The sequence below is a fragment of the Niveispirillum cyanobacteriorum genome (genome assembly GCF_002868735.1).
In the GTDB taxonomy this organism is placed as follows: domain Bacteria; phylum Pseudomonadota; class Alphaproteobacteria; order Azospirillales; family Azospirillaceae; genus Niveispirillum; species Niveispirillum cyanobacteriorum.
Map to the genome: position 1 here is coordinate 1,101,276 of NZ_CP025611.1, position 20,640 is coordinate 1,121,915.

Annotated in this window: 19 protein-coding genes; 8 read left to right on the top strand and 11 right to left on the bottom strand. The window is 61.7% G+C overall.

Going from position 1 to position 20,640, the window contains the following annotated elements:
- Positions 1–1,115: 1,115 nt before the first annotated feature.
- The 3 genes from C0V82_RS04935 to C0V82_RS04945 are packed head-to-tail and all read left to right on the top strand — an operon-like array spanning position 1,116 to position 4,432.
- Positions 1,116–2,681: a circularly permuted type 2 ATP-grasp protein gene (locus C0V82_RS04935; protein WP_245924164.1), complete on the top strand. Its 1,566-nt coding sequence runs from the start codon at positions 1,116–1,118 to the stop codon at positions 2,679–2,681.
- A 14-nt stretch (positions 2,682–2,695) separates the two neighbouring features.
- Entirely contained in the window at positions 2,696–3,670 is a 975-nt protein-coding gene (locus tag C0V82_RS04940; protein ID WP_102111367.1) for an alpha-E domain-containing protein, read from the top strand.
- A 33-nt stretch (positions 3,671–3,703) separates the two neighbouring features.
- The gene (locus tag C0V82_RS04945) at positions 3,704–4,432 is read left to right on the top strand and encodes an arginyltransferase (protein WP_102111368.1); all 729 of its coding nucleotides are present in this window, start codon (positions 3,704–3,706) and stop codon (positions 4,430–4,432) included.
- Here the strand turns inward: C0V82_RS04945 and C0V82_RS04950 are convergent.
- The gene (locus C0V82_RS04950) at positions 4,429–4,824 is read right to left on the bottom strand and encodes a nuclear transport factor 2 family protein (RefSeq protein WP_102111369.1); all 396 of its coding nucleotides are present in this window, start codon (positions 4,822–4,824) and stop codon (positions 4,429–4,431) included. The two genes, C0V82_RS04945 and C0V82_RS04950, sit on opposite strands and share 4 nt — an antisense overlap.
- A complete protein-coding gene (gene gstA, locus C0V82_RS04955) occupies positions 4,824–5,432 on the bottom strand; it encodes a glutathione transferase GstA (RefSeq protein WP_102111370.1) in 609 nt (202 codons plus the stop codon). Before gstA ends, C0V82_RS04950 begins: the two co-directional genes overlap by 1 nt.
- Before the next feature lie 146 nt (positions 5,433–5,578).
- On the opposite strand from gstA, the gene C0V82_RS04960 reads away from it, so the two are divergent.
- The 3 genes from C0V82_RS04960 (at position 5,579) to C0V82_RS04970 (ending at position 7,393) form a co-directional block, all read left to right on the top strand.
- On the top strand, positions 5,579–5,947 hold the full coding sequence (locus C0V82_RS04960) for a winged helix-turn-helix transcriptional regulator (protein ID WP_102111371.1): 369 nt from the start codon (positions 5,579–5,581) through the stop codon (positions 5,945–5,947).
- 132 nt (positions 5,948–6,079) lie between these two features.
- Positions 6,080–6,943: a DUF2189 domain-containing protein gene (locus C0V82_RS04965; RefSeq protein ID WP_245924165.1), complete on the top strand. Its 864-nt coding sequence runs from the start codon at positions 6,080–6,082 to the stop codon at positions 6,941–6,943.
- A 78-nt stretch (positions 6,944–7,021) separates the two neighbouring features.
- The gene (locus C0V82_RS04970) at positions 7,022–7,393 is read left to right on the top strand and encodes an argininosuccinate lyase (RefSeq protein WP_102113252.1); all 372 of its coding nucleotides are present in this window, start codon (positions 7,022–7,024) and stop codon (positions 7,391–7,393) included.
- Between the two features lie 140 nt (positions 7,394–7,533).
- Here the strand turns inward: C0V82_RS04970 and C0V82_RS04975 are convergent, their stop codons facing one another.
- The 4 genes from C0V82_RS04975 to C0V82_RS04990 all read right to left on the bottom strand — a co-directional run bounded on the left by C0V82_RS04975 (position 7,534) and on the right by C0V82_RS04990 (position 13,603).
- Positions 7,534–9,327, bottom strand: coding sequence for an acyl-CoA dehydrogenase C-terminal domain-containing protein (locus C0V82_RS04975; RefSeq protein WP_102111372.1), 1,794 nt, complete (start codon positions 9,325–9,327; stop codon positions 7,534–7,536).
- 202 nt (positions 9,328–9,529) lie between these two features.
- Positions 9,530–11,872, bottom strand: a complete 2,343-nt coding sequence (locus C0V82_RS04980) for a 3-hydroxyacyl-CoA dehydrogenase/enoyl-CoA hydratase family protein (RefSeq protein ID WP_102111373.1) — start codon at positions 11,870–11,872, stop codon at positions 9,530–9,532.
- Between the two features lie 29 nt (positions 11,873–11,901).
- Positions 11,902–13,044: a thiolase family protein gene (locus C0V82_RS04985; RefSeq protein ID WP_102111374.1), complete on the bottom strand. Its 1,143-nt coding sequence runs from the start codon at positions 13,042–13,044 to the stop codon at positions 11,902–11,904.
- 124 nt (positions 13,045–13,168) lie between these two features.
- The gene (locus tag C0V82_RS04990) at positions 13,169–13,603 is read right to left on the bottom strand and encodes a MerR family transcriptional regulator (protein ID WP_102111375.1); all 435 of its coding nucleotides are present in this window, start codon (positions 13,601–13,603) and stop codon (positions 13,169–13,171) included.
- A gap of 194 nt (positions 13,604–13,797) precedes the next feature.
- Here C0V82_RS04990 and purU point away from each other — a divergent pair, with 194 nt between their 5' ends.
- Positions 13,798–14,670, top strand: a complete 873-nt coding sequence (purU, locus tag C0V82_RS04995) for a formyltetrahydrofolate deformylase (RefSeq protein ID WP_102111376.1) — start codon at positions 13,798–13,800, stop codon at positions 14,668–14,670.
- A 36-nt stretch (positions 14,671–14,706) separates the two neighbouring features.
- Here the strand turns inward: purU and C0V82_RS05000 are convergent, their stop codons facing one another.
- The 5 genes from C0V82_RS05000 to lpdA all read right to left on the bottom strand — a co-directional run bounded on the left by C0V82_RS05000 (position 14,707) and on the right by lpdA (position 18,911).
- Positions 14,707–14,955 (bottom strand): helix-turn-helix domain-containing protein, encoded by a 249-nt coding sequence (locus C0V82_RS05000; RefSeq protein WP_102111377.1) that lies wholly within the window; start codon positions 14,953–14,955, stop codon positions 14,707–14,709.
- Entirely contained in the window at positions 14,955–15,596 is a 642-nt protein-coding gene (locus C0V82_RS05005) for a DUF2975 domain-containing protein (protein WP_102111378.1), read from the bottom strand. The genes C0V82_RS05000 and C0V82_RS05005 overlap by 1 nt, the downstream gene beginning before the upstream one ends.
- Positions 15,597–15,931: 335 nt before the next feature.
- Complete coding sequence (locus C0V82_RS05010) at positions 15,932–16,363, bottom strand: type II toxin-antitoxin system RatA family toxin (protein ID WP_102111379.1); 432 nt, start codon at positions 16,361–16,363, stop codon at positions 15,932–15,934.
- 14 nt (positions 16,364–16,377) lie between these two features.
- Entirely contained in the window at positions 16,378–17,337 is a 960-nt protein-coding gene (gene lipA, locus C0V82_RS05015) for a lipoyl synthase (protein ID WP_102113253.1), read from the bottom strand.
- Between the two features lie 164 nt (positions 17,338–17,501).
- Complete coding sequence (gene lpdA / locus C0V82_RS05020) at positions 17,502–18,911, bottom strand: dihydrolipoyl dehydrogenase (protein WP_102111380.1); 1,410 nt, start codon at positions 18,909–18,911, stop codon at positions 17,502–17,504.
- A gap of 306 nt (positions 18,912–19,217) precedes the next feature.
- Here lpdA and C0V82_RS05025 point away from each other — a divergent pair, with 306 nt between their 5' ends.
- On the top strand, positions 19,218–20,639 hold the full coding sequence (locus C0V82_RS05025) for a methyl-accepting chemotaxis protein (RefSeq protein ID WP_102111381.1): 1,422 nt from the start codon (positions 19,218–19,220) through the stop codon (positions 20,637–20,639).
- Position 20,640: the final 1 nt, after the last annotated feature.

The window sequence follows — 20,640 nt, forward strand, 5'->3', positions numbered from 1 at the left end:
GGATGGTACGGTACCTGAACGGCGACGATCCACCTCCAGCGCGGATACCGACATTTGGTGTACGGGGTCTGAATGTTAGCAGCGTTCACGGAAATGAGCGGGTGGGTATCAAGAAACGGCCTGGTGCCCAATGGCACATCATCTACATGGTTGCGATCAATGGCGAAGTACTCGACATGAACATTTTGGTGCCTCCACCATTGATGACGCCATCGCCGAGGCGCGGGCCTCGTTAATTGGCCCCTGTGGGTCAGACCATCCCGTCGAGTTTGAGATATTGTCTGCCGTCCGAACGGATACCGATCGGACGGTACAATCCCCAGGTAGTTGACCGCAAGGTGAGCGGGGAAATGCAGCCCTCTTATCAGCCTGGACCAGACGGACAAGGTGTAAAACGTTTCACAGCCAGAACCACAAGGTTAGCAGTTGCGTCCGAGGGGAGCCGCAACGGCGGGCGGGAATGTCCGGAAACTACCCTCTGGACGCGAAAACCCGCCCTTCCCCTTCCGGCTCCATAATGCCCACCTCTGCCAGATGCGCTTGATCAGTTTAGCCCGATCAACCGGATCAGTACTTGCCCCAACCGCTGACTTTTCCCGACTGCCGTGTTATGATCGTCGTATCGCCACCTTTCCCACGCCCGCACGTTGTCCCGTCCCTCGCATTCGGAGCTGTATGCTTTCGGAGCGGCAGTATCCGTCCCCCTGAAACACACCTCTGTTTTATGTTGCATGGCGTTGCGTGGGCGGCGTTAACCCTACCGTTGGCCCGCCCCTATCGGCACTGACACCCCGCCCCCACGAAACACACCCTCATTTTATGGTTCACACTGTTTCACATCCGCCCGGCATTCGGGGCCGGTACCTTTCGGAGCGGTAAGCCCACCCCCTCCGAAACAAGCTTGATTGGGTGTTTCACAGGGTTGCGCAGGCATCGACACCCCGGCTTATCAGGGCAAAAAGAACACACGTCGCAAAACCGTAGCGAGCGCTCACACGCCCCCTGTTCAAACCTTACTGATCTGTTAATCTCAATCTCGCGGATGCGAAACGAAGCCGGTGTCGGCATCGCCCTCGACAGCGGATCGCATGGCACGAAGGGCGCAGGGGGCTCTGTTGAGCGGGTCTGGAAAAGGTGTTGACGACCTGTTGTCGTCCTATGATGCCAACGGCTTCTATGATGAGCTGTTTGGATCGGCCAGCAAACCGGCATCGCATACCGAGGCCGTGAAGGACCGGCTTCGACAGTTGCAGTATGATGATCTGCGGCGCCACGCCTCGGATGCGGAGCGGGAGCTTTACAATCTTGGCATCACCTTTCTGGTGTATAGCGATGCCAAGGCCGTGGACCGTATCCTGCCCTTCGATGTGATCCCCCGCATCATCGCGGCCAAGGAATGGGCGCATCTGGAAAAGGGCGTGCAGCAGCGCATCGCGGCGCTGAACATGTTCCTGCATGATATCTATCATGACCAGCATGTGCTCAAAGACGGGATCATCCCCGCCGAACTGGTGCTGGGCAATGCCAATTACCGGCCGCAGATGCAGGGCATCACCCTGCCCTTCAAGACCTATATCCACATTGCCGGCGTCGATCTGGTCCGCGACCATGAGGGCACGTTCCGGGTGCTGGAGGATAATGGCCGCGTCCCGTCGGGCGTGTCCTATGTCGTTGAAAACCGCCACATGATGCTGCGCGCCTTCCCCGATCTGATGGGGGATATCGGCCTGCGCAATGTGGAGAATTACGGCGCCAAGCTGCTGGAGGCGATGTGCGAGATCGCACCGCCCCGCCCTGACGTCGATAGCTATGACCCGCAGGTGGTGCTGCTGTCGCCCGGCGCCTACAACTCCGCCTATTTCGAGCATATTTTCCTGGCGCGCGAGATGGGCGTGCCGCTGGTCGAAGGGCGCGATCTGGCCGTCATCGACGACAAGGTCTATATGAAGACCACGGGCGGCCTGCGCCGGGTGGACAGCATCTATCGCCGTATCGGCGACGATTTCCTGGACCCCAAGGCCTTCAATCCGGACAGCCTGCTGGGCGTTCCGGGGATCTTTGAGGCCTATCGCAAGGGCAATGTGGCGCTGGCCAATGCCATCGGCACCGGCGTGGCCGATGACAAGGCGGTCTATGCCTATGTCCCGCGCATGATCAAATATTACCTGGGCGAAGACGCCCTGATCCCCAATGTCGATACCCATATCTGCCGCGAGCCTGACGCGCTGCAATATACGCTCGACAATCTCGACAAGCTGGTGGTGAAGCCGGTGGGCGAGGCGGGCGGTTACGGCATCACCATCGGCCCGCGCGCCACAAAGGCCGAGCTGGAGGAATGCCGGGCCAAGCTGCTGGAGGACCCGGCCAATTATATCAGCCAGCCCATGGTGCCCCTGTCGGTCTGCCCCACCCTGACAGAGGAAGGGATTGAGCCGCGCCATGTGGACCTGCGCCCCTTCGCCATTACGGCCAAAAGCACCTGGGTGCTGCCGGGCGGGCTGACGCGCGTGGCATTGAAGAAGGGCACCCTGATCGTGAATTCCAGCCAGGGCGGTGGGTCCAAGGACACCTGGGTCCTGACAGAGGGCGGGGAAGCGGACCCGGACCCGGTGGCCGATGACAGCACCGATCCGTTCCATACCCAGTCCCAGTCTTCGTCATCCCAGTCGCAAAGCCAGTGAGGGGAGAACCGGACATGGCAGCCCTTCTCGCCCGCTACGCCGAATGCATCTTCTGGATGGCCCGCTATATGGAGCGCGCCGAAAATCTGGCCCGCATCCTGGATGTGCATGAGACCTTCGCCCGCGACAGTTTCGGCTCCACCAACTGGTTGCCGATCCTGCGCCTGAACGCCGATGAAAAGCGCTTCTTTGAGCTGTACCCCACGGCCAGCGTCAAGAATGTGCTGAATTTCTACGTGCTGGATCAGAACAACCCCACCTCCATCATCGCCGCCATCGCGGCGGCACGCGAAAATGCGCGGCAGCTACGCCCCTTGATCTCGACCGAGATGTGGGCACATCTCAACATGTTCTATAACCGCTTGCTGGCGCTGGAACCGGCCACCGATCTGGCCCAGCACAATATCCAGCGGCTCTGTGCCTCCATCAAGGAAGCCTGCCAGACCCATACGGGCATCACGGAAGGCACCTTCTTCCGCGACCAGGGCTGGTACTTCTATCAGCTGGGCCGCAATCTGGAGCGGGCGGATCAGGCCACCCGCGTGCTGGACATCAAGTACCACACCCTGCTGCCCAGCCCGCGCGACGTGGGCACCCCCATCGATATCAGCCAATGGAACAGCCTGCTGCGGTCGGCCGCCGGGTATCACGCCTTCCGCCGCGTCTATCCGCGTGGCATGACGCCGGCGGCGGTGGCGGGCTTCCTGCTGTTCAATGACAATTTCCCCCGCTCCGTTCTGGTCTGCATGCGCGAGGTGGATAGTCTCTTGAACCGGCTGAACAGCAAGTATCGCCTGCGCCGCGGCACCCTGCCGCTGGAACGGTCGGATGAGCTGTTGGGGAACCTGTCGAACCAGACCATCGAGTCCGTCATTTCGGTTGGCCTGCATGAATATCTGGACGGTTTGCAGATCAATTTCGGCAAGCTCTCCAATGACATCGCGCAGGCCTTTTTCCTGATCGACGAACCGGGTACGCTATCGGCCTGATCCCCGCCCCACCACCCTGCGCCAGGGCCACGAATGAGTGTCATCCCTCCCCTGCACCGGCCCTTGCAGCAATTCTTCCGCTCCGGCCCCATGCCTTGCCCCTATCTGCTGGGCCGGGTGGAGCGGAAGCTGTTTACGCGGCTGGTGGGGCCACAGGCGGGAGAGGTGAATTCGGCCTTATCGCGGGCGGGCTTCCGCCGCAGCCACGACATCGTCTACCGGCCTGTCTGTCCGGGATGTAATTCCTGTGTGCCGGTGCGGGTGCCTGTTGCCACCTTCGCCCCGGGCCGTACCAACCGCCGCATCTTGCGCGCCAACGCGGATCTGGTGCTGGATGTCGTGCCCGCCGCATCGACGATGGAGCAGTTCCAGCTCTTCGCGCTCTACCAGGATGCGCGCCACAGCGACAGCGACATGAACCGCATGACGCCCGGCGATTTCGCCTCCATGGTGGATGAAGGACAAGTCAACACCTTCATGGCTGAAACCCGCGACGAGGCGGGCCGGCTGCGCGGGGCCATGCTGGTGGACCGGCTGGAAGATGGCTACTCCGCCGTCTACAGCTTCTATGATCCTGAAGACCCCAAGCGCAGCCTGGGCACGCATCTGATCCTGGCCATGATCGAACGCTGCCGTCAGGAGGGGCTGCCCTACCTCTATCTCGGCTATTGGATCGAGGGCAGCCCCAAGATGGAATATAAGGCCAACTTCCAGCCGCTGGAGGCATTGGGCCGCGACGGCTGGGCACCACTGACGATTTAGGCTTCCGTCAGATCGAAATGGAAGGTCTTGGCAATGATCTGCCAACGTCCATCCAGCTTCACCAAGCTCAGGAAGTCCGTGAAATGCTTCGGGCCAATGGCGCAGCGTGCCTGGACCAGGGCCGTCACGGGGCCCGCGAAGGTGATGGAGACCACCTCATCGCGCCGCACCTCCCCCCGGCTGGCGGGGGATTGGCGGGCGGCCACGAGGGGCAAATAGGCATCCATGGTCAGATGGGTCAACCGCCCCTCCGTCGCGCAGGCATAGACGGCCTGCTGATGGAAAACCCGGCCAAGACGGGCTGCATCGGAATGATACAGCCCATCAAAATAATCGGCCATCAGGGCGGTGACACCGGCGAAGTCAGGTGCTGCCGGGGTCGCGCCGTCCATCAGATCAGGCCTTCCGCCTTCAACGCCGCCTGCACACCCGGACGGGCGGCGATGCGGGCGCGATAGGCCGACAGGTTCGGCCACTTCACCAAATCCAGCCCGATATAGGGCGACCAGCCCAGAACCGTAAACAGGTACCCATCGGCAACCGTGAAGTCAGCACCCAGCAGATAGTCACGGCCATCGGCCAACTGTGCCTCCAGCGCGTCGAAGCGGCGGCCGACATTTGCGGGCACGGCAGCCTTGGTTTCCGGATGTGTGGTGGGGTTGAAAAAGGGGCTGAAGCCCTTATGAACCTCCGTCGCGACGAAGTTCAGCGCTTCCTGAACCCGCGCGCGGGCCAGCGTGGCCGGCGGCGGCAGCAGCTTGGCCTCGGGCTTCAGGTCGGCCACATACTGCATGATGGCCACACCTTCTGTCAGCAACTCCCCTTCATCCGTGATCAGGGCGGGGACATAGCCCTTGGGGTTGATCGTGTAGAAATCAACACCGCCGGCGGTCTTGTGGGTCGGCAGGTCCACCACCTCGATCTCCGGATTAAAACCCGCCTCGCGCAGGGCGATGTGGGAGGCGAGCGAGCAGGCGCCGGGCTTGTAATAGAGCTTCATCTTGTTTCCTCAGTCTGGATCATCGCCCCGTTCAGGGGCATGGGTGATGGCGCGGAGAATGGCGAAGATGGTTGCCATTGTATAGCTGGTTACTTCTGGTAACCTACATTTTGAAGTTTCGAACCGGTAACCGGAATCTCCCCGCCATGGCCTTGAAAATCCGCAAGAACCCCGTCGTCCCGGCCCCTTACTGCCCCGTGTCGGAATTCATGAATATGTTGAGCGGTGCCTGGACCACCCATGTTCTGTGGCATTTGCAAGCGACACCAAGACGGTTTGGGGAATTGCGGGTCGACATGCCGCAGATCTCGGCCAAGACGCTGACCGCCCGGCTGCGGATGCTGGAACAGCACGGGCTAGTGGTGCGGACCGTCATGCCGACCTCCCCGCCCTCCACGGAATATGGGCTGACCGATCTGGGCCGCGAACTGATCCCGGTTTTGAGCGCGATTGCAGAGGTGGGGCGGAAGCTGAAGCTGAGCCGGACCGGCGAAATCTGCCAGGAAGCGGCATAGAGCTTCAACGTTTACCGGTGCAAAAGCCACCAAAGCTGCTATCATTTGCCGCAGTGGGTTCGACCGATCGCCCCTTGCGGCAACCGTCACCCGGTATGCCGACTTTGATTCCCCGGGCCAAATGGCCGAACCATGACACGCCGGCCATCCATCGGGATGGTGGACAGGCTGGCCTTTGGGGAGGTTGAGGATATGGCTTATCGCATGGCCGCCAATCAGGCGGCGATGAACCACGACCGTTCCGTAGCCATGCCGGAGATCCGGCATATCACTGTGCATGATCTCATGGACGCCCTGTCCATGGGGGTGCGTGACTTCATGGCCGCCCCGACACAGCTGCTGTTCCTGGGCCTGATCTATCCAATCGTGGGCGGTCTTGCGGCGGCTGCGGCGGCGCAGAATGATCTGGTCCCCCTGCTCTACCCCGCCCTTGCCGGCCTGTCGATCATGGGCCCTATTGCAGCGCTGGGCATGTATGAGCTGTCGCGACAGCGGGAGATGGGGGTGGAGATCACCTGGCGTAACGCCCTGGACGTGCGCAGTTCAGGGCAGATCATGCCCATCGCCTGGCTGGGCGCGATGTTGCTGGCCGTGTTCCTGGTCTGGTTGGGTGTGGCAGAGCGGATTTACATTGCGACCCTGGCCAGCCAGCCACATGACGGGATCGCCAGCTTCATCAATGCCCTGATCAGCACGCGTGAAGGCATGATGATGTTCATCATCGGCAATGGTGTCGGGTTCCTGTTCGCCATGCTGGTGCTGACCATGACGGTCGTCTCCTTCCCCATGCTGCTGGACCGGCGTGTCGGGGTGCTGGACGCTATGGTAACGTCGGCCCGTGCCGTCTGGCGCAACCCGGTCACGATGGCTGTCTGGGGCCTGATGGTGGCTGGCTTGCTGCTGCTGGGCAGCCTGCCGCTGTTTGTCGGGCTGGCGGTGGTGATGCCGATCCTGGGGCATGCCACCTGGCACCTGTATCGCAAACTGGTGGCATAACCAATCAGCGCTAAGTTGTTGAGCAGACGGCGAAAGCATGCAACCTTTCCCCTGTTGATCATTGATGGGGGCTTTATCATGCATGCTTTCGCCAGGGCTCTGCTGGGCCTGTCAGCAACGGCACTGTTGGCCGTTCCGTACGCGTGGGCGGAGGGAAAGCAGAATTTCACGCTGAACAACAAGACCGGCTACACAATCTCTGAGGTCTATGTCTCGCCCAGCAAGGCGTCGAGCTGGGAAGAGGATGTGCTGGGCCGTGATGAAATGCCCGATGGCGAAACGATTGATATTGAGTTCAGCCGCTCGGAAAAGTCCTGCAATTGGGACCTGAAGGTCGTTTACGACGACGGTACACCGGCCGAATGGTCCGGCTTCAACCTATGCGAAGTGTCGACCGTTAGCATTTATTACGACCGCAAGAAGGACAAGACCTGGGCCGAGTATGAGTGAACGCAGGGCCTGACGATAAGATTGGGCCGCCGGCGGGGAACCGGCGGCCCTTTTCTTTTGGACAGGTGGCTGTAAAGAAAAAAGGCTGCCGGGTCGCACCGGCAGCCTTTGAGTGACAGAGCCTTCACCCTGTCGAGAAATCAGAACTGTTCGGCGTCGAGGTCCATCATGGACTTGGCGCCCGACATCAGGCTCTTGAAGCGGAAATCAACCTCCGGCAGCATCTTCTCCACGAAGAAGCGGGCCGTCTTGATCTTGCCGTCGTAGAAGCTGTCCTTGCCGTCCGTGCCCTCGGCCAGCTTCTCGCGCGCCACCTTCACCATCTTCAGCCACATCCAGCCAACACTGACCAGACCAAAAATGCGCAGATAGTCGGTCGATGCCGCCCCGGCCTCTTCCGGGCGGGACATGCCCTTCTGTGCCACGACGGCGGTCGCCTGCTGCAACTTGCCGAAGGCTTTGGCCAGCGGAATGACGAATTCCAGCAGGGCCGCATCTTCCTGGCTCTGCTCAAGTTCCGCCTGCATCGGATGGAAGAAGCGGCGCAGCAGCCGGCCCAGATTCTGCGGCATCTTACGGCCGACCAGGTCCAAAGCCTGAATGCCGTTGGCACCTTCGTAGATCATGGCGATGCGGGCATCGCGCACGAACTGTTCCATGCCCCATTCACGGATATAGCCGTGACCGCCATACATCTGCTGGCTGTTGGTGGCGATCTCATAGCCCATGTCGGTGAAGTAGGCCTTGATGACCGGGGTCAGCAGGGCCACGAAATCATCAGCCTCCTGACGGGCCACCGGGTCGGGGTGCTTTTCCACCAGATCGATCATCATGCCGACCCAATAGCCCAGCGCACGGGCACCCTCGATGAAGGCCTTGCCCTGCATCAGGTTCTTGCGCACGTCGGGATGCACGATGATGGGGTCGGCCACCTTATCCGGCGCCTTGGTGCCCGACAGGGCGCGACCCTGCAACCGATCCTTGGCATAGACAACGGCGTTCTGGTAGGCGACGGACGCCACACCCAGACCCTGCATGCCCACACCCAGACGCGCCGCATTCATCATGGTGAACATGGCGCGCATGCCCTTGTGAGGCTCACCCACCAGCCAGCCCTTGGCATCGTCAAAATTCATGACGCAGGTGGCGTTGGCCATGATGCCCATCTTATGTTCGATGGACCCGCACATGACGCCGTTGCGCACACCCGGCTCGTTATTCTCGTTGGGCAGGAATTTCGGCACCAGGAACAGGCTGACGCCCTTAATGCCCGGCGGGCCGTCCGGCAGCTTGGCCAGCACCAGATGGATGATGTTGCTGGTGAGGTCATGCTCACCGGCGGAGATGAAGATCTTGGTGCCGGTGATGCGGTAGCTGCCGTCATCGCTGGGCACGGCCTTGGTCTTCATCAGGCCCAGGTCGGTGCCGCAATGCGGCTCCGTCAGGCACATGGTGCCGGACCATTCGGACGAGACCATCTTGGGCAGGTACTGGGCCTTCAACTCCTCGCTGGCATGCGCGCGGATGGCGTTCATGGCGCCGTGGGTCAGGCCCGGATACATGGCGAACGCCATGTTCGACGAACACATCAGTTCTTCCAGCACGAACCCGATCGTGTGCGGCAGACCCTGCCCACCATATTCGGGATCGAAGGCCATGCCCTGCCAGCCGCCTTCCTTGTACAGGTCATAGGCTTCCTTGAAGCCCTTGGGCGTCCGCACCACGCCATTCTCGTAGTGGCAGCCTTCTTCGTGACCAGAACGGTTGATCGGCTGCAACACGTTCTCGCAGAGCTTGGCAGCCTCTTCCAGGACGGACTGCACCAGATCGGGCGTCGCATCCTCGAAGCCGGGGAGCTGGGTCAGCGACTGGGCATTCAGGACGTCGTTCAGCACGAAGTTGATATCTTCGAGCGGGGCCTTGTACATGGGCATGGGAACTCTCCGTGTGGACCGCTACCGCGGCAGACCACCATCCCCCACCATGTCCGGCACCTGCGCAGGATTCAGACAAGATGGCAGATGAGGCACCTCGGGGCGTCGATAGGGTGGACGGGGGAGATGTGAAACAATGTGCAACACAATGACGGGAGGTGTTGCATGGGAACGGCCCCTCCCGAAGGAGGGGCCGTCAGCCTCAGTTCCGCAGCGGCTTGCCGGTTTCCAGCATGTGCTCGATGCGGTTGATCGTGCCATTGGTCTTGGTCAGGGCCAGGAACCCTTCCCGCTCCAGGGTCAGCAGGTCGTCCTCGGTCATCACCTGCGTGATGTCGGTGTTGCCACCGGACAGCACGAAGCCAATGGCCTTGGAAACCACCACGTCATGCGGCGTGGCCTTGCCCTGCTGGGCGAAACCGTCCACGGCCATGGAGAAAGCGGCGGCGGCCGTCGGGCCCGGCAAGCGGATTTCAGGTTCCTGCGGCGGGGTGTAGTTCGCCGCCAGTTCCAGGGCCTTGGCCTTGGCATCGGCCAACAGACGGTCCTTATTGAAGGTAATGCCGTCGGTGGGACGCAGGATCAGCATGTCGCGCGCTTCGAACGCCGACTTGGCGACCTTGGCAGTGCTGATGGCCTCAAACGCCGCCGACAGGGCCGGCATCGGGCCGCCCGGACGCCGCTTGTTGGCCAGATGGCGGATGACCATCTCCTTACAGCCACCCCACCCCGGCAGCACACCGACGCCGACCTCCACCAGACCCGAATAGGTCTCGGCATGGGCCTGTACGGCGGAGCTGTGCAGCAGGATTTCGCAGCCGCCGCCCAGCGCCATGCCCGACGGGGCGGCAACGGTGGGGAACGGAGCGTATTTCAAGGCCTTGTAGGTGTTCTGACCCTCGGCAATCGTCGCCTCAATCTGCGGCCACAGGCCGATATTGATAGCGAACAGGGCCAGACCCAGATTGGCGCCGACGGAGAAATTCTGCGCCTCGTTATGGATGACCAGGGCCTTGTAAGCACCGGACTTGCCATCGCCAATGATGCCCATGGCCTTGCGGATCATGCCCATGATGTCCTGATCCAGGGCATTCATCTTGGACGTGAATTCCAGGCATAGGACGCCGTCGCCGATATCCCACAGGCTGGCGGAGCCGTTCTTGGCGACCGGCTTCGACCCGCGCTTGATATCGGTCAGCAGCAGCACGCCGTCCGGACGCTTCACCTCGGCATACTCGCCATCGGTGCCCAGGAACAGCAGCTTGGAGCCTTCCACCTTGTAGAAGGGACGACCGGCGGCCACCTTCACCATGTGCGGAATGGCCTTGCCCTCGGCGGCCAGCTTCTCTGCGAACCAGCCGGTGCCCAACTGGTCGATCAGTTCAAACGGGCCGGACTTCCAGTTGTAACCCAGGCGCATCGCCTCATCGACCGCCGTGATCTGCTCTGCGATCTGCGGAACGAGGTCAGCGGCGTAGCTTAATGCCTGCGATAGGACGCGCCAGGCATAGGCACCGCCTGCATCAGCCGTTTCCACCAGCGCCTTCAGGTTCTTGGCCGAAGCGGACGCCAGCGTCGCCTTTTCCGACGCGCGATAGGCGCCCGTCTTCAGGTCGATGGCTTCCTTGACGCGGCGGCCATCGGCCTGCTTGGTCTGGCGATAGAAACCGCCCTTGCCCTTACGGCCCGTGTAGCCTTCGGCGATCATCTTGTTGGCCAGCGCGTTGTCGCGATGGATACGGCGATAATCATCGTCAGCGGGCAGCGTGGACAGCAGCGACTTGGAAATCAGCGGCATCAGATCCAGACCGACCAGATCGATCAGACCAAAGGTGCCGGTCTTCGGGATGCCCATGGGGCGACCGGTGATGGCGTCCGCCTCTTCCACCGTCAGGCCGCCATCGATGGCCTCATTCACGGCGACGGCCATGAAATAGGTGCCGATGCGGTTGGCGATAAAGCCCGGTGTGTCCTTGCATTCCACCACGCCCTTGCCCAGGACGCGGTCGCAGAAGGCGCTGACGGTGTCGAACGCATCCTGGCGGGTCTTCGGCCCCTTCACGACCTCCAGCAGCCGCATGTAGCGCGGCGGGTTGAAGAAGTGGGTGATGCAGAAGTCGGACGCAAACCGTTCCGTGTGACCTTCCAGCAGGATGGACAGCGGGATGGTGGAGGTGTTGGACGACACGATGGAGCCATCCTTACGGACCGCTTCCAGCTTCTGATACAGGTCGTGCTTGACCTTTGGGTTCTCCAGCACGGCCTCGACGATCCAGTCGACATCGGCCAGCTTTTCCAGGTCATCCTCGATATTGCCGGGGGTGACGAGGCTCGCTGCCTTCTTGTGCATGAAGGGGGCCGGATCGGTCTTCAGCATCTTGTCGATGGCGGTCTTGGCAACGACCGAACGGTCGCCGCCATTGTCCTTCACCGCCTGCGGGACGATGTCCAGCAGGTAGACGGGAATGCCCGCATTGGCGATATGGGCGGCAATGCCGCTGCCCATCACGCCGGAGCCGATGACGGCGGCTTTCTTAATGGTCATGGGTGTTTCCTCCCGCTCGAAGCCGCCGATCAGACCGCTTCCAGGATGGTGGCGATACCCTGACCGCCGCCGATGCACTGGGTGGCCAGCGCCAGGGCCTTGCCCTCACGCTGCAACAGGCTGGCGGCCTTGCCGGTGATACGGGCACCGGTGGCGCCCAACGGGTGACCCAGCGCCAGCGCACCGCCATCCAGGTTCACCTTGGCAGCGTCCAGACCCAGTTCCTTGGCGACCGTCATGGACTGCACGGCGAACGCCTCGTTGCTTTCAACAATGTCGATATCGGCGATGGTCAGGCCGGCGCGGGCCAGCGCCTTCTTCGACGCCGGGACCGGGCCATAGCCCATGATGGTGGGATCGCAGCCGGACACGGCGATGGAGCGGATCTTGGCCAGGATCTTCAGGCCATGGGCCTTGGCGAAATCTTCCGAGCAGACCAGCGTGGCCGAGGCCCCATCGGTCAGGGGCGAGGAGGTGCCGGCGGTAACGGTGCCGTTCTCGGCGTCGAAGGCCAGCTTCAGGGTCGCCAGACCTTCAGCGGTCGTGCCAGCGCGGATACCGCCATCCTGGCTCACAACCTTGCCGCCGGGGACGGTAATGGGGACGATTTCAGCCTCAAACCGGCCCTCCGCCTGGGCCTTGGCGGCCTTGGCGTGGCTTTCGACGGCGTAAGCTTCCTGCTGGGCGCGGGTGAAGCCGAACTTCTTGGCCAGGTTTTCCGCCGTGATGCCCATGGCCATGTAGGCGCCCGGATTGGCGGCATGCAGAACAGCGTTGGGCATCGGGTTGTAACCGCCCATCGGCACGCGGGACATGCTTTCCACGCCCGCGGCGATGAAGCAGTCACCAGCGCCCATGGCGATGGCGCCGGCGGCCTGATGGATCGACTGCATCGACGAACCGCAAAAACGGTTGACGGTGGCGCCTGCCACCGACTGCGGCAGGCCAGCAATCATGGCCACCAGCTTGGCGACGTTGAAGCCCTGCTCCCCTTCCGGGAAGGCGCAGCCCATGATCAGGTCTTCCACGGCGGCGCCGTCAACACCGGTACGGGCCAGCAGTTCCTTCACAACGGCGGCGGCCAGATCGTCCGGGCGCACCTTCGTCAGTTCGCCCTTGTTAGCGATGTGGAAGGGGGACCGGGCGTAACCGGCAATCACGACGTTCTTCATCTCTGGAGCACTCCTCGCCTGGGGTTGGCTGCGGCCCGTCTCTGTCGGACGGTACCGTTGATTCTGGGGACAGGATAAACCATTCAAACGAGCGTATGAAATCATTCCGCCCGGGAAAAGACGCTTATTCGGTTTGAACCGGGACACCCTTGGAATGGAGATGCGACACGATCATGCCGTCGATCTCATGCAGTTCCTTGAGCGTCTGCTGCACATCGCGCAACTGCTGCTCCAGATGCACGATACGGTCGCGCGCCCGGCGCAGCAGATAGGTCATTTGCTCCACCTGCGCCTCGTCCGTGTCATACAGGTCGAGGAAATCCTTTATTTCCCCGATGGAGAAGCCCAGCCGCTTGCCCCGGCAGATCAGCTTCAACCGGGCGCGGTCGCGGTGGGTATAGATTCGCGTCTGGCCCATGCGGGCCGGCGAGATCAAACCTTCATCCTCATAAAACCGCAGCGACCGCAGGGTCAGGCCGAATTCGTCGGCCAACTGACCGATGGTGAAGGTTTGCGCCGGGTTATAGGCGGACTTGGCCTGATCGATGGCGTTCAGCATGAGAGCTGCCCTTGTCGCTGACAGGTGGCTTACGTTTACGTAATAGGTAAGTTAAGCTTCCCCGCACGTCAAGCGGTTTTTGCATGGCGGCCATCCTTTCGCCGCCTTTATCTAATCTGGGGATGGACAAGCCCGCGCGCCAGTCGCAACTCTCCTGCCCGATCAAATTTTTGCTGAAGTGACGGGTGCGCGACATGTCGGTGATTGGTGAGCAGGGTCCTTATGTGCTGATCGTACGGTGCCCGGACCGCAAAGGTATCGTGGCAGCGGTATCAACTTATCTTGCCAAGCATGACGCCTCGATCACGGAATCGAACCATTTCAATGACGCGCTGAACAACCTGTTCTTCATGCGCACCGTGTTCCGCGCTGACGGGGTTGATTTCCCCGATCTGGACGCGCTGAAGGAAGGGTTCGCCCCCATCGGGCGCCAGTATGACATGCATTGGGAACTGCACGACCTGTCAGTGCGGCCCAAGGTGGTGATCGCCGTGTCTAAGTTCGGCCATTGCCTCTATGACCTGCTGCACCGGCAGCGGTCGGGCAGCCTGCGCATGGACATCCCGGCGGTGGTGTCCAACCATGATGATATGCGCAGCTTCGTGGAATGGTCAGGCATCCCCTACCACCACCTGCCCGTGACCAAGGGCAACAAGGACGCGCAGGAAGCACAGTTCACCAAGATCATTCAGGACAGTGGCGCCAATCTGGTGGTGCTGGCCCGCTACATGCAGATCCTGTCGCCCGAATTCTGCGAGGTGCTGTCGGGCCGCTGCATCAACATCCATCACAGCTTCCTGCCCAGCTTCAAGGGTGCCAAGCCCTATCACCAGGCGCATGAGCGCGGCGTGAAGATCATCGGTGCCACGGCCCATTTCGTGACCAACGTCCTGGATGAAGGCCCGATCATTGAACAGGACATCCAGCGTGTGGACCACAGCCACACGCCCGAAGATCTGGTCGATATGGGCCGCGATGTGGAATGCGCGGTGCTGGCGCGGGCGGTTCGGTGGCAACTTGAACACCGCATCATCATGGATGGCTCGCGGACGGTGATTTTTAAGTGAATGTAATAAGGGGGCCTTCTGGCCCCCTTTTTGTTGTCAAAAACCGTCGTCGCCTCCCGCCCCCGGTTCCGGCGGGTGCTCATCTGGTCGATACTCCAGAATGTCACCGGGCTGACAGTTAAGGACCGTGCAAATCTGGTTCAGGGTCGCGAAGCGAATTCCCTTCACCTTACCGGTTTTCAACAGGGAGAGGTTGGTCAGGGATATCCCCACCTCCTCCGCCAGCTTCGTTACCGACATTTTTCGACGCGCCAGCATCACGTCGACATTGATGATGATGGCCATCAGATGATTCCCTCCCCTTCAGCCTTCAGGTTGCGACCGATATTGAAGGCTTCCGCCAGTGCGAGCAGGACCAAGCCGCACAGTGCCAGCCAGCCATTGATATCAACAGTGACTTGAGCATAAGGCGTGGCCGGCAGGCCCATCGGCAGAGGCGTGGGTAGCAGTGTGCGACCGTCGGCCAAAGTGAGACCGGACAAGATCAACGGCAACATGCAGCTGGTGACCACTGTCACGGCATTGACACTGATCAACAGCCAACCCAGCCACCGCAGGCGCGGCGCAGCTGTCTCTGCAAAAGGGTCACCGCCGGCAATATCCCCGACCAGCCGCCGCAAGGTGATGGCAGCGTACAGCCACAGCCCGACAACCAGCGCCGCCGAAACGCCGAACAGAAACTTCGTCGACATCTGGTCCACCGCAACGTTCAAGGTGGCACGGTCAGCCAGCAGATGGCCGACGACTGCCTGCCCTTCACCCAGCAGGTCCGTGGAACCGGCGGAACCCAAGATGACCGGAAACATCATGAACCACGGTTTATCGGCCAAGCCTCCGTAAAGGCTGACCCCGAGGATCAGCACGATACCGAAAGCGAGCAGCCAGATGGCTGCCGTCAAAATCCAGTTCAGGACACGCAGTGACATTCTCTCAAACTCCTTGTGCAGCAGGCATAGGCTTTCTATATCTCATTCATCATTTTATGTAAAACATAAATTTTCATATGTTTTCTGAAGATCGCGATAATCATCGGCGTAGGCGCGGTCAGGGGTGGCGGCGGGCCGAATTCTGCGGCTGGCCGACACTGTTTGTTTCTGAGGTTGTTGAGGTGCGACAGAACCCTATCGGGCGATGCTGATCGCCCGCACACCCGGATGGGGCGGTATTTGGCACGACGCGGAGTATGAGAGGGGCGTCGGCCTATCGGCGACGCGACGTCAGTCGCAATGGCTTTTGCGAGTGTTCAGCAATGAGCAATGGCTTAGCCATAAAGCTGCTTCGCCCGCCCCTCAAACGCCGCCACCATGCGCTTGACTGCTTCGTTGAACAGGGCGCCAATGATGGTCTGTAACACTTTGTTCTTGAACTCAAAATCCACGAAGAAATCGACGGCGCAGCCGTCCGGGTGCGGCTCGAACTGCCAGTGGTTGTTCAGGTAATGGAACGGCCCATCGACATATTCCACGTCGATACGGCGCGCCTCGGGGTTCAGCGTCACCTTTGACGTGAACCGCTCGCGGATCATCTTGAAGCCGATCACCAGATCGGCCCAGACAACCGCATCCTGCCGCTTGCGGATGCGGCAGGCCACGGCCCAGGGCAAGAATTCCGGGTAGCGCTCCACATCGGCGACAAGCGCGTAGAGCTGCTCCGGCGTGTGCGGCAGGATGCGCCGTTCGGCGTGCGTAGGCATGAGGCGTCGGACGCTTATTCGGCGGCGGGGCGGCTGCCCGCCAGCTTGGCCTCACGTGCCGCGCGCAGCTTCCGGAAATCGTCGCCAGCGTGATAGGAACTGCGGGTCAGCGGGCTACTGGACACCATCAGGAAGCCCTTACCGCGTGCCAGGGTCGCATAGCTCTCGAACTCCTCCGGCGTCACGAACCGGTCCACCGGCGCATGCTTGGGTGTCGGTGCCAGATACTGACCGATGGTCAGAAAATCGACGTCGGCGGCGCGCAGATCGTCCATCACCTGCCCCACCTCTTCCTTGGTTTCGCCCAGACCGACCATGATGCCGGACTTGGTGAAGATGGTCGGGTCCACCTCCTTCACCCGCTGCAACAGGGCCAGCGAAGTGAAATAGCGGGCACCGGGACGGATGGACGGGTACAGGCGCGGCACGGTTTCCAGATTGTGGTTGAACACATCGGGCCGGGCCTTGGCCACATGTTCCACGGCACCGGGCTTGCGCATGAAATCCGGCGTCAGGATTTCGATGGTGGTGGCCGGGGCCGTCTTGCGGATGTTCAGGATGGTGCGGGCGAAATGGTCGGCCCCGCCATCGGGCAGGTCGTCACGGTCCACCGACGTGATGACCACATGTTCCAGGTTCAAGCCACCCACGGCCTCCGCCACCTTCTCCGGCTCATGCGGGTCCAGGTTTAGCGGCTTGCCCGTCGCGACATTGCAGAAGGCGCAGGCGCGGGTGCAGATGGCACCCAGAATCATGAAGGTGGCGTGCTTCTTCTTCCAGCATTCGCCAATGTTCGGGCAGGCCGCTTCCTCGCACACCGTATGCAGCTTGAGGCCGCGCATCAGGTCGCGGGTTTCCGCATATTCCCGGCTGGTCGGCGCCTTCACGCGCAGCCAGTCGGGCTTGCGCTGGATCGGGTTATCCGGGCGGTTGACCTTTTCCGGGTGGCGGACGCGGGGTTCTTCGATCGTCATGGCCCTGACCTTGGGAATTGCCTGGGGCCAGAACATAAGCCGCCCACGCGCCCGAACCAAGCGCGGCGTTCCGCCACCCTCCCCCGCACAGGCTGCAAGGCGGCCAAAAAAAAAGGGCCGGAGCGTTGGCCCCGGCCCTTATCGACAAGCGAAACTGCAACCCTTTACATATGAATGGCGCGGCCATCCACGGCCAGAGCCGCTTCCTTGATGGCTTCGGTCAGCGTCGGGTGGGCGTGGCTGGTACGGGCGATATCTTCGGCAGAGGCGCCGAACTCAATGGCCAGACCCAGTTCCTCAATCATCTCACCGGCGGACGCACCGATGATATGGGCGCCCAGGATACGGTCGGTCTTGGCATCGGCCAGGATCTTCACGAAACCGTCGGTGGCGTTCATGGAACGGGCGCGGCCATTGGCGGTGAAGGGGAACTTGCCGGCCTTGTAGGCGACACCCTCGGCCTTCAGTTGCTCTTCCGTCTTGCCGACAGAGGCCACTTCCGGCCACGTATAGACGACACCGGGGATAGCATCGTAATTGATGTGACCCGTCTGACCGGCCAGGATTTCGGCGAAGACCACGCCCTCTTCCTCGGCCTTGTGGGCCAGCATGGCGCCGGCCACCACGTCACCGATGGCATAGATGCCGGGGACGTTGGTCTGGAAATGATGGTCGATCTTCACGCGGCGGCGTTCATCCAGCGCCACGCCCACGGCCTCCAGGCCCAGGCCGCTGGTGAACGGACGTCGACCGATGGCAACCAGGACGATATCGGCTTCCAGCGTTTCAGCATTGCCGCCGGCAGCCGCTTCGATGGTCAGCTTCACCACCTCACCCTCGGTCACAGCGGACGTGACCTTGGTGGAGGTCTTGAAGGACAGGCCCTGCTTGCCCATGATGCGCTGCATCTGCTTGGACACTTCGCCATCCATGGTCGGCAGGATGCGGTCAAAGAACTCAACCACCGTCACCTGAGCACCCAGACGCTGCCAGACAGAGCCCAGTTCCAGACCGATAACGCCGCCACCGATCACAACCAGACGACCCGGCACCGTGTCCAGGGCGATGGCGCCGTCGGACGACACGATACGCTTTTCATCGATGGTTACGCCGGGCAGCGGCGCAACATCCGAACCTGTGGCGATCAGGATATTCTTGGTCGCCACATCTTCCGTCGAACCATCATCCTTGGTCACGGTGACGATGCCGGCGGCCTTGATGGAACCCAGACCCGTGAAGCGGGTGATCTTGTTCTTCTTGAACAGGAAATCCACGCCCGTGACGTTGGACTTCACCACCTCATCCTTGTGCTTCATCATGCCGGGCAGGTCCAGCTCGACGCCGCTGACCTTCACGCCAAAGGCACCCAAATGGTGCTTGGCCTCGCTGAACTTTTCCGAGGCGACCAGCAGGGCCTTGGACGGGATGCAGCCGACATTCAGGCAGGTGCCGCCCAGCGTCTTGCGCTTTTCCACGACCGCGACGCGCATGCCCAACTGGGCGGCGCGAATGGCGGCAACATAACCGCCGGGACCGGCACCGATGACGACGAGGTCGAACTGCGTATCAGCCATTTGAATGACCATCCGTTTTTGTGCGACCCCGTCCAGGGTCCTGGAATTTGTTCGCGGGATTTATGGCAATCCCTGACGCCCATGTCCATCGCGAGGCCTTGGGGACAGATGCCGCCGATGCACATGGCTGGACATAATCTGCAGCATTGATGGAAAATTCAGAAAAATTCTTTCTGCTGCGACGCAATAATCGACTAAAGCCTATATACCTTTGGTTAGGAAAGGATGGGATGATCACCTGTTAGGGCAAAAGCCGGGCTGCCGCCCATCAGCGGAACAACACCGGCACCGGTAACGGGAGGAATCATGGATCAGGCTGCTGACTGGCAGGGCACCGCCACATCCACGCACCGGACACAGAACGCCATTGCGGAACTGGCGCAGGAGGTGGGAACGCTGGGCGTTTCCATTGCCGATGTTGCCGGCCATGTCGGCGATGTCTCCGCCCGCATCGCCCGGCAGGCCGCCATCTTTGAGGAACTTCGCCGGCAGGCGCATGAGATGGCAGATGGCAACAGGAAGGTGACTGGTGCCGCCTCAGCCGCCCGCGAGGCGACTACTCGCGCACGGCAGGAAGTGGCGGAAAGCCGGTCCCAGGTGGACCATGCCCTGGCCGATATCCGCGCCCTGGCAGAGGATGTGAACGGCATCGAGCGGCAACTGGCGGGGCTGACCGATGCGCTGAACCGCGTGGGAAGGGTTGCGGCGGAGATTAACACCATCGCCAAGCAGACCAACCTTCTGGCGCTGAACGCCACCATTGAGGCGGCGCGGGCCGGCGATGCCGGGCGTGGCTTTGCGGTGGTAGCGACGGAGGTAAAGGCCCTGGCCAACAAAACGGCGGAGGCGACGCAGGAGATCGACGCCACAATGCGCGACCTGGGCGAACAGGTGAAGGCTTTGGCCGCTAGGGGGGCAGCCGGTGCTGCAAAGGCCACCGCCGTGCGTAATGACACAACCCGCATCGGCGACGTGATGAGCACACTGGACAAGGCCATGGCCGAAGTGGACAGCCAGCAGGACCATATTGACCGCGCTGCCCAGGCCATCGCGGGTTCCATCGCCACCGTGGAGGGCCGCATTGATGGGCTGGCCGGCGATGTGAAGGACAGTGCCAGCAGCCTGTCGGTGGCCGGTGATCGGCTGAACAAGCTACTTGCCACGTCCGAACGGTTGATCGGGCACAGCGCGGAGCTGGATGTGGAAACGGTGGATACACCCTATATCCGCACCGCCCGCGAGATTGCTACCCGTATGGCCGCCGCCTTTGAACGCGCGGTCGCCGACGGGACCCTGACCGTGGCTGACCTGTTCGACGACAAGTATCAGCCGATCCCTGGCACCGAGCCGGTACAGCATCGCACCCGCTTCACCGAACTGACCGACCGCCTGCTGCCCGACATTCAGGAGCCGGCGCTGGCCCTGTCGGACAAGGTGGTGTTCTGTGCCGCGGTGGATCGCAACGGCTATCTGCCCACCCATAACCGCAAGTTCAGCCAGCCGCAGCGGCCAGGCGACGTCGCCTGGAACACGGCCAATTGCCGCAACCGCCGCATTTTCGACGACCGCGTCGGCCTGGCCGCCGGTCGCAACACCAACCCGTTCCTGCTGCAGGCCTATCGCCGCGACATGGGCAACGGCACCTTCGCCCTGATGAAGGACTGCTCCGCTCCCATTATCGTCGCGGGGAAACACTGGGGTGCCGTGCGGTTGGCCTATCGGGTTTGAC

Coding starts and splice junctions, on each gene's coding strand:
- C0V82_RS04940 (WP_102111367.1), top strand. CDS start 2,696: ATGGCAGCCCTTCTCGCCCGCTACGCCGAATGCATCTTCTGGATGGCC.
- C0V82_RS04945 (WP_102111368.1), top strand. CDS start 3,704: ATGAGTGTCATCCCTCCCCTGCACCGGCCCTTGCAGCAATTCTTCCGC.
- C0V82_RS04950 (WP_102111369.1), bottom strand. CDS start 4,824: ATGGACGGCGCGACCCCGGCAGCACCTGACTTCGCCGGTGTCACCGCC.
- gstA (WP_102111370.1), bottom strand. CDS start 5,432: ATGAAGCTCTATTACAAGCCCGGCGCCTGCTCGCTCGCCTCCCACATC.
- C0V82_RS04960 (WP_102111371.1), top strand. CDS start 5,579: ATGGCCTTGAAAATCCGCAAGAACCCCGTCGTCCCGGCCCCTTACTGC.
- C0V82_RS04965 (WP_245924165.1), top strand. CDS start 6,080: ATGACACGCCGGCCATCCATCGGGATGGTGGACAGGCTGGCCTTTGGG.
- C0V82_RS04970 (WP_102113252.1), top strand. CDS start 7,022: ATGCATGCTTTCGCCAGGGCTCTGCTGGGCCTGTCAGCAACGGCACTG.
- C0V82_RS04975 (WP_102111372.1), bottom strand. CDS start 9,327: ATGCCCATGTACAAGGCCCCGCTCGAAGATATCAACTTCGTGCTGAAC.
- C0V82_RS04980 (WP_102111373.1), bottom strand. CDS start 11,872: ATGACCATTAAGAAAGCCGCCGTCATCGGCTCCGGCGTGATGGGCAGC.
- C0V82_RS04985 (WP_102111374.1), bottom strand. CDS start 13,044: ATGAAGAACGTCGTGATTGCCGGTTACGCCCGGTCCCCCTTCCACATC.
- C0V82_RS04990 (WP_102111375.1), bottom strand. CDS start 13,603: ATGCTGAACGCCATCGATCAGGCCAAGTCCGCCTATAACCCGGCGCAA.
- purU (WP_102111376.1), top strand. CDS start 13,798: ATGTCGGTGATTGGTGAGCAGGGTCCTTATGTGCTGATCGTACGGTGC.
- C0V82_RS05000 (WP_102111377.1), bottom strand. CDS start 14,955: ATGGCCATCATCATCAATGTCGACGTGATGCTGGCGCGTCGAAAAATG.
- C0V82_RS05005 (WP_102111378.1), bottom strand. CDS start 15,596: ATGTCACTGCGTGTCCTGAACTGGATTTTGACGGCAGCCATCTGGCTG.
- C0V82_RS05010 (WP_102111379.1), bottom strand. CDS start 16,363: ATGCCTACGCACGCCGAACGGCGCATCCTGCCGCACACGCCGGAGCAG.
- lipA (WP_102113253.1), bottom strand. CDS start 17,337: ATGACGATCGAAGAACCCCGCGTCCGCCACCCGGAAAAGGTCAACCGC.
- lpdA (WP_102111380.1), bottom strand. CDS start 18,911: ATGGCTGATACGCAGTTCGACCTCGTCGTCATCGGTGCCGGTCCCGGC.
- C0V82_RS05025 (WP_102111381.1), top strand. CDS start 19,218: ATGGATCAGGCTGCTGACTGGCAGGGCACCGCCACATCCACGCACCGG.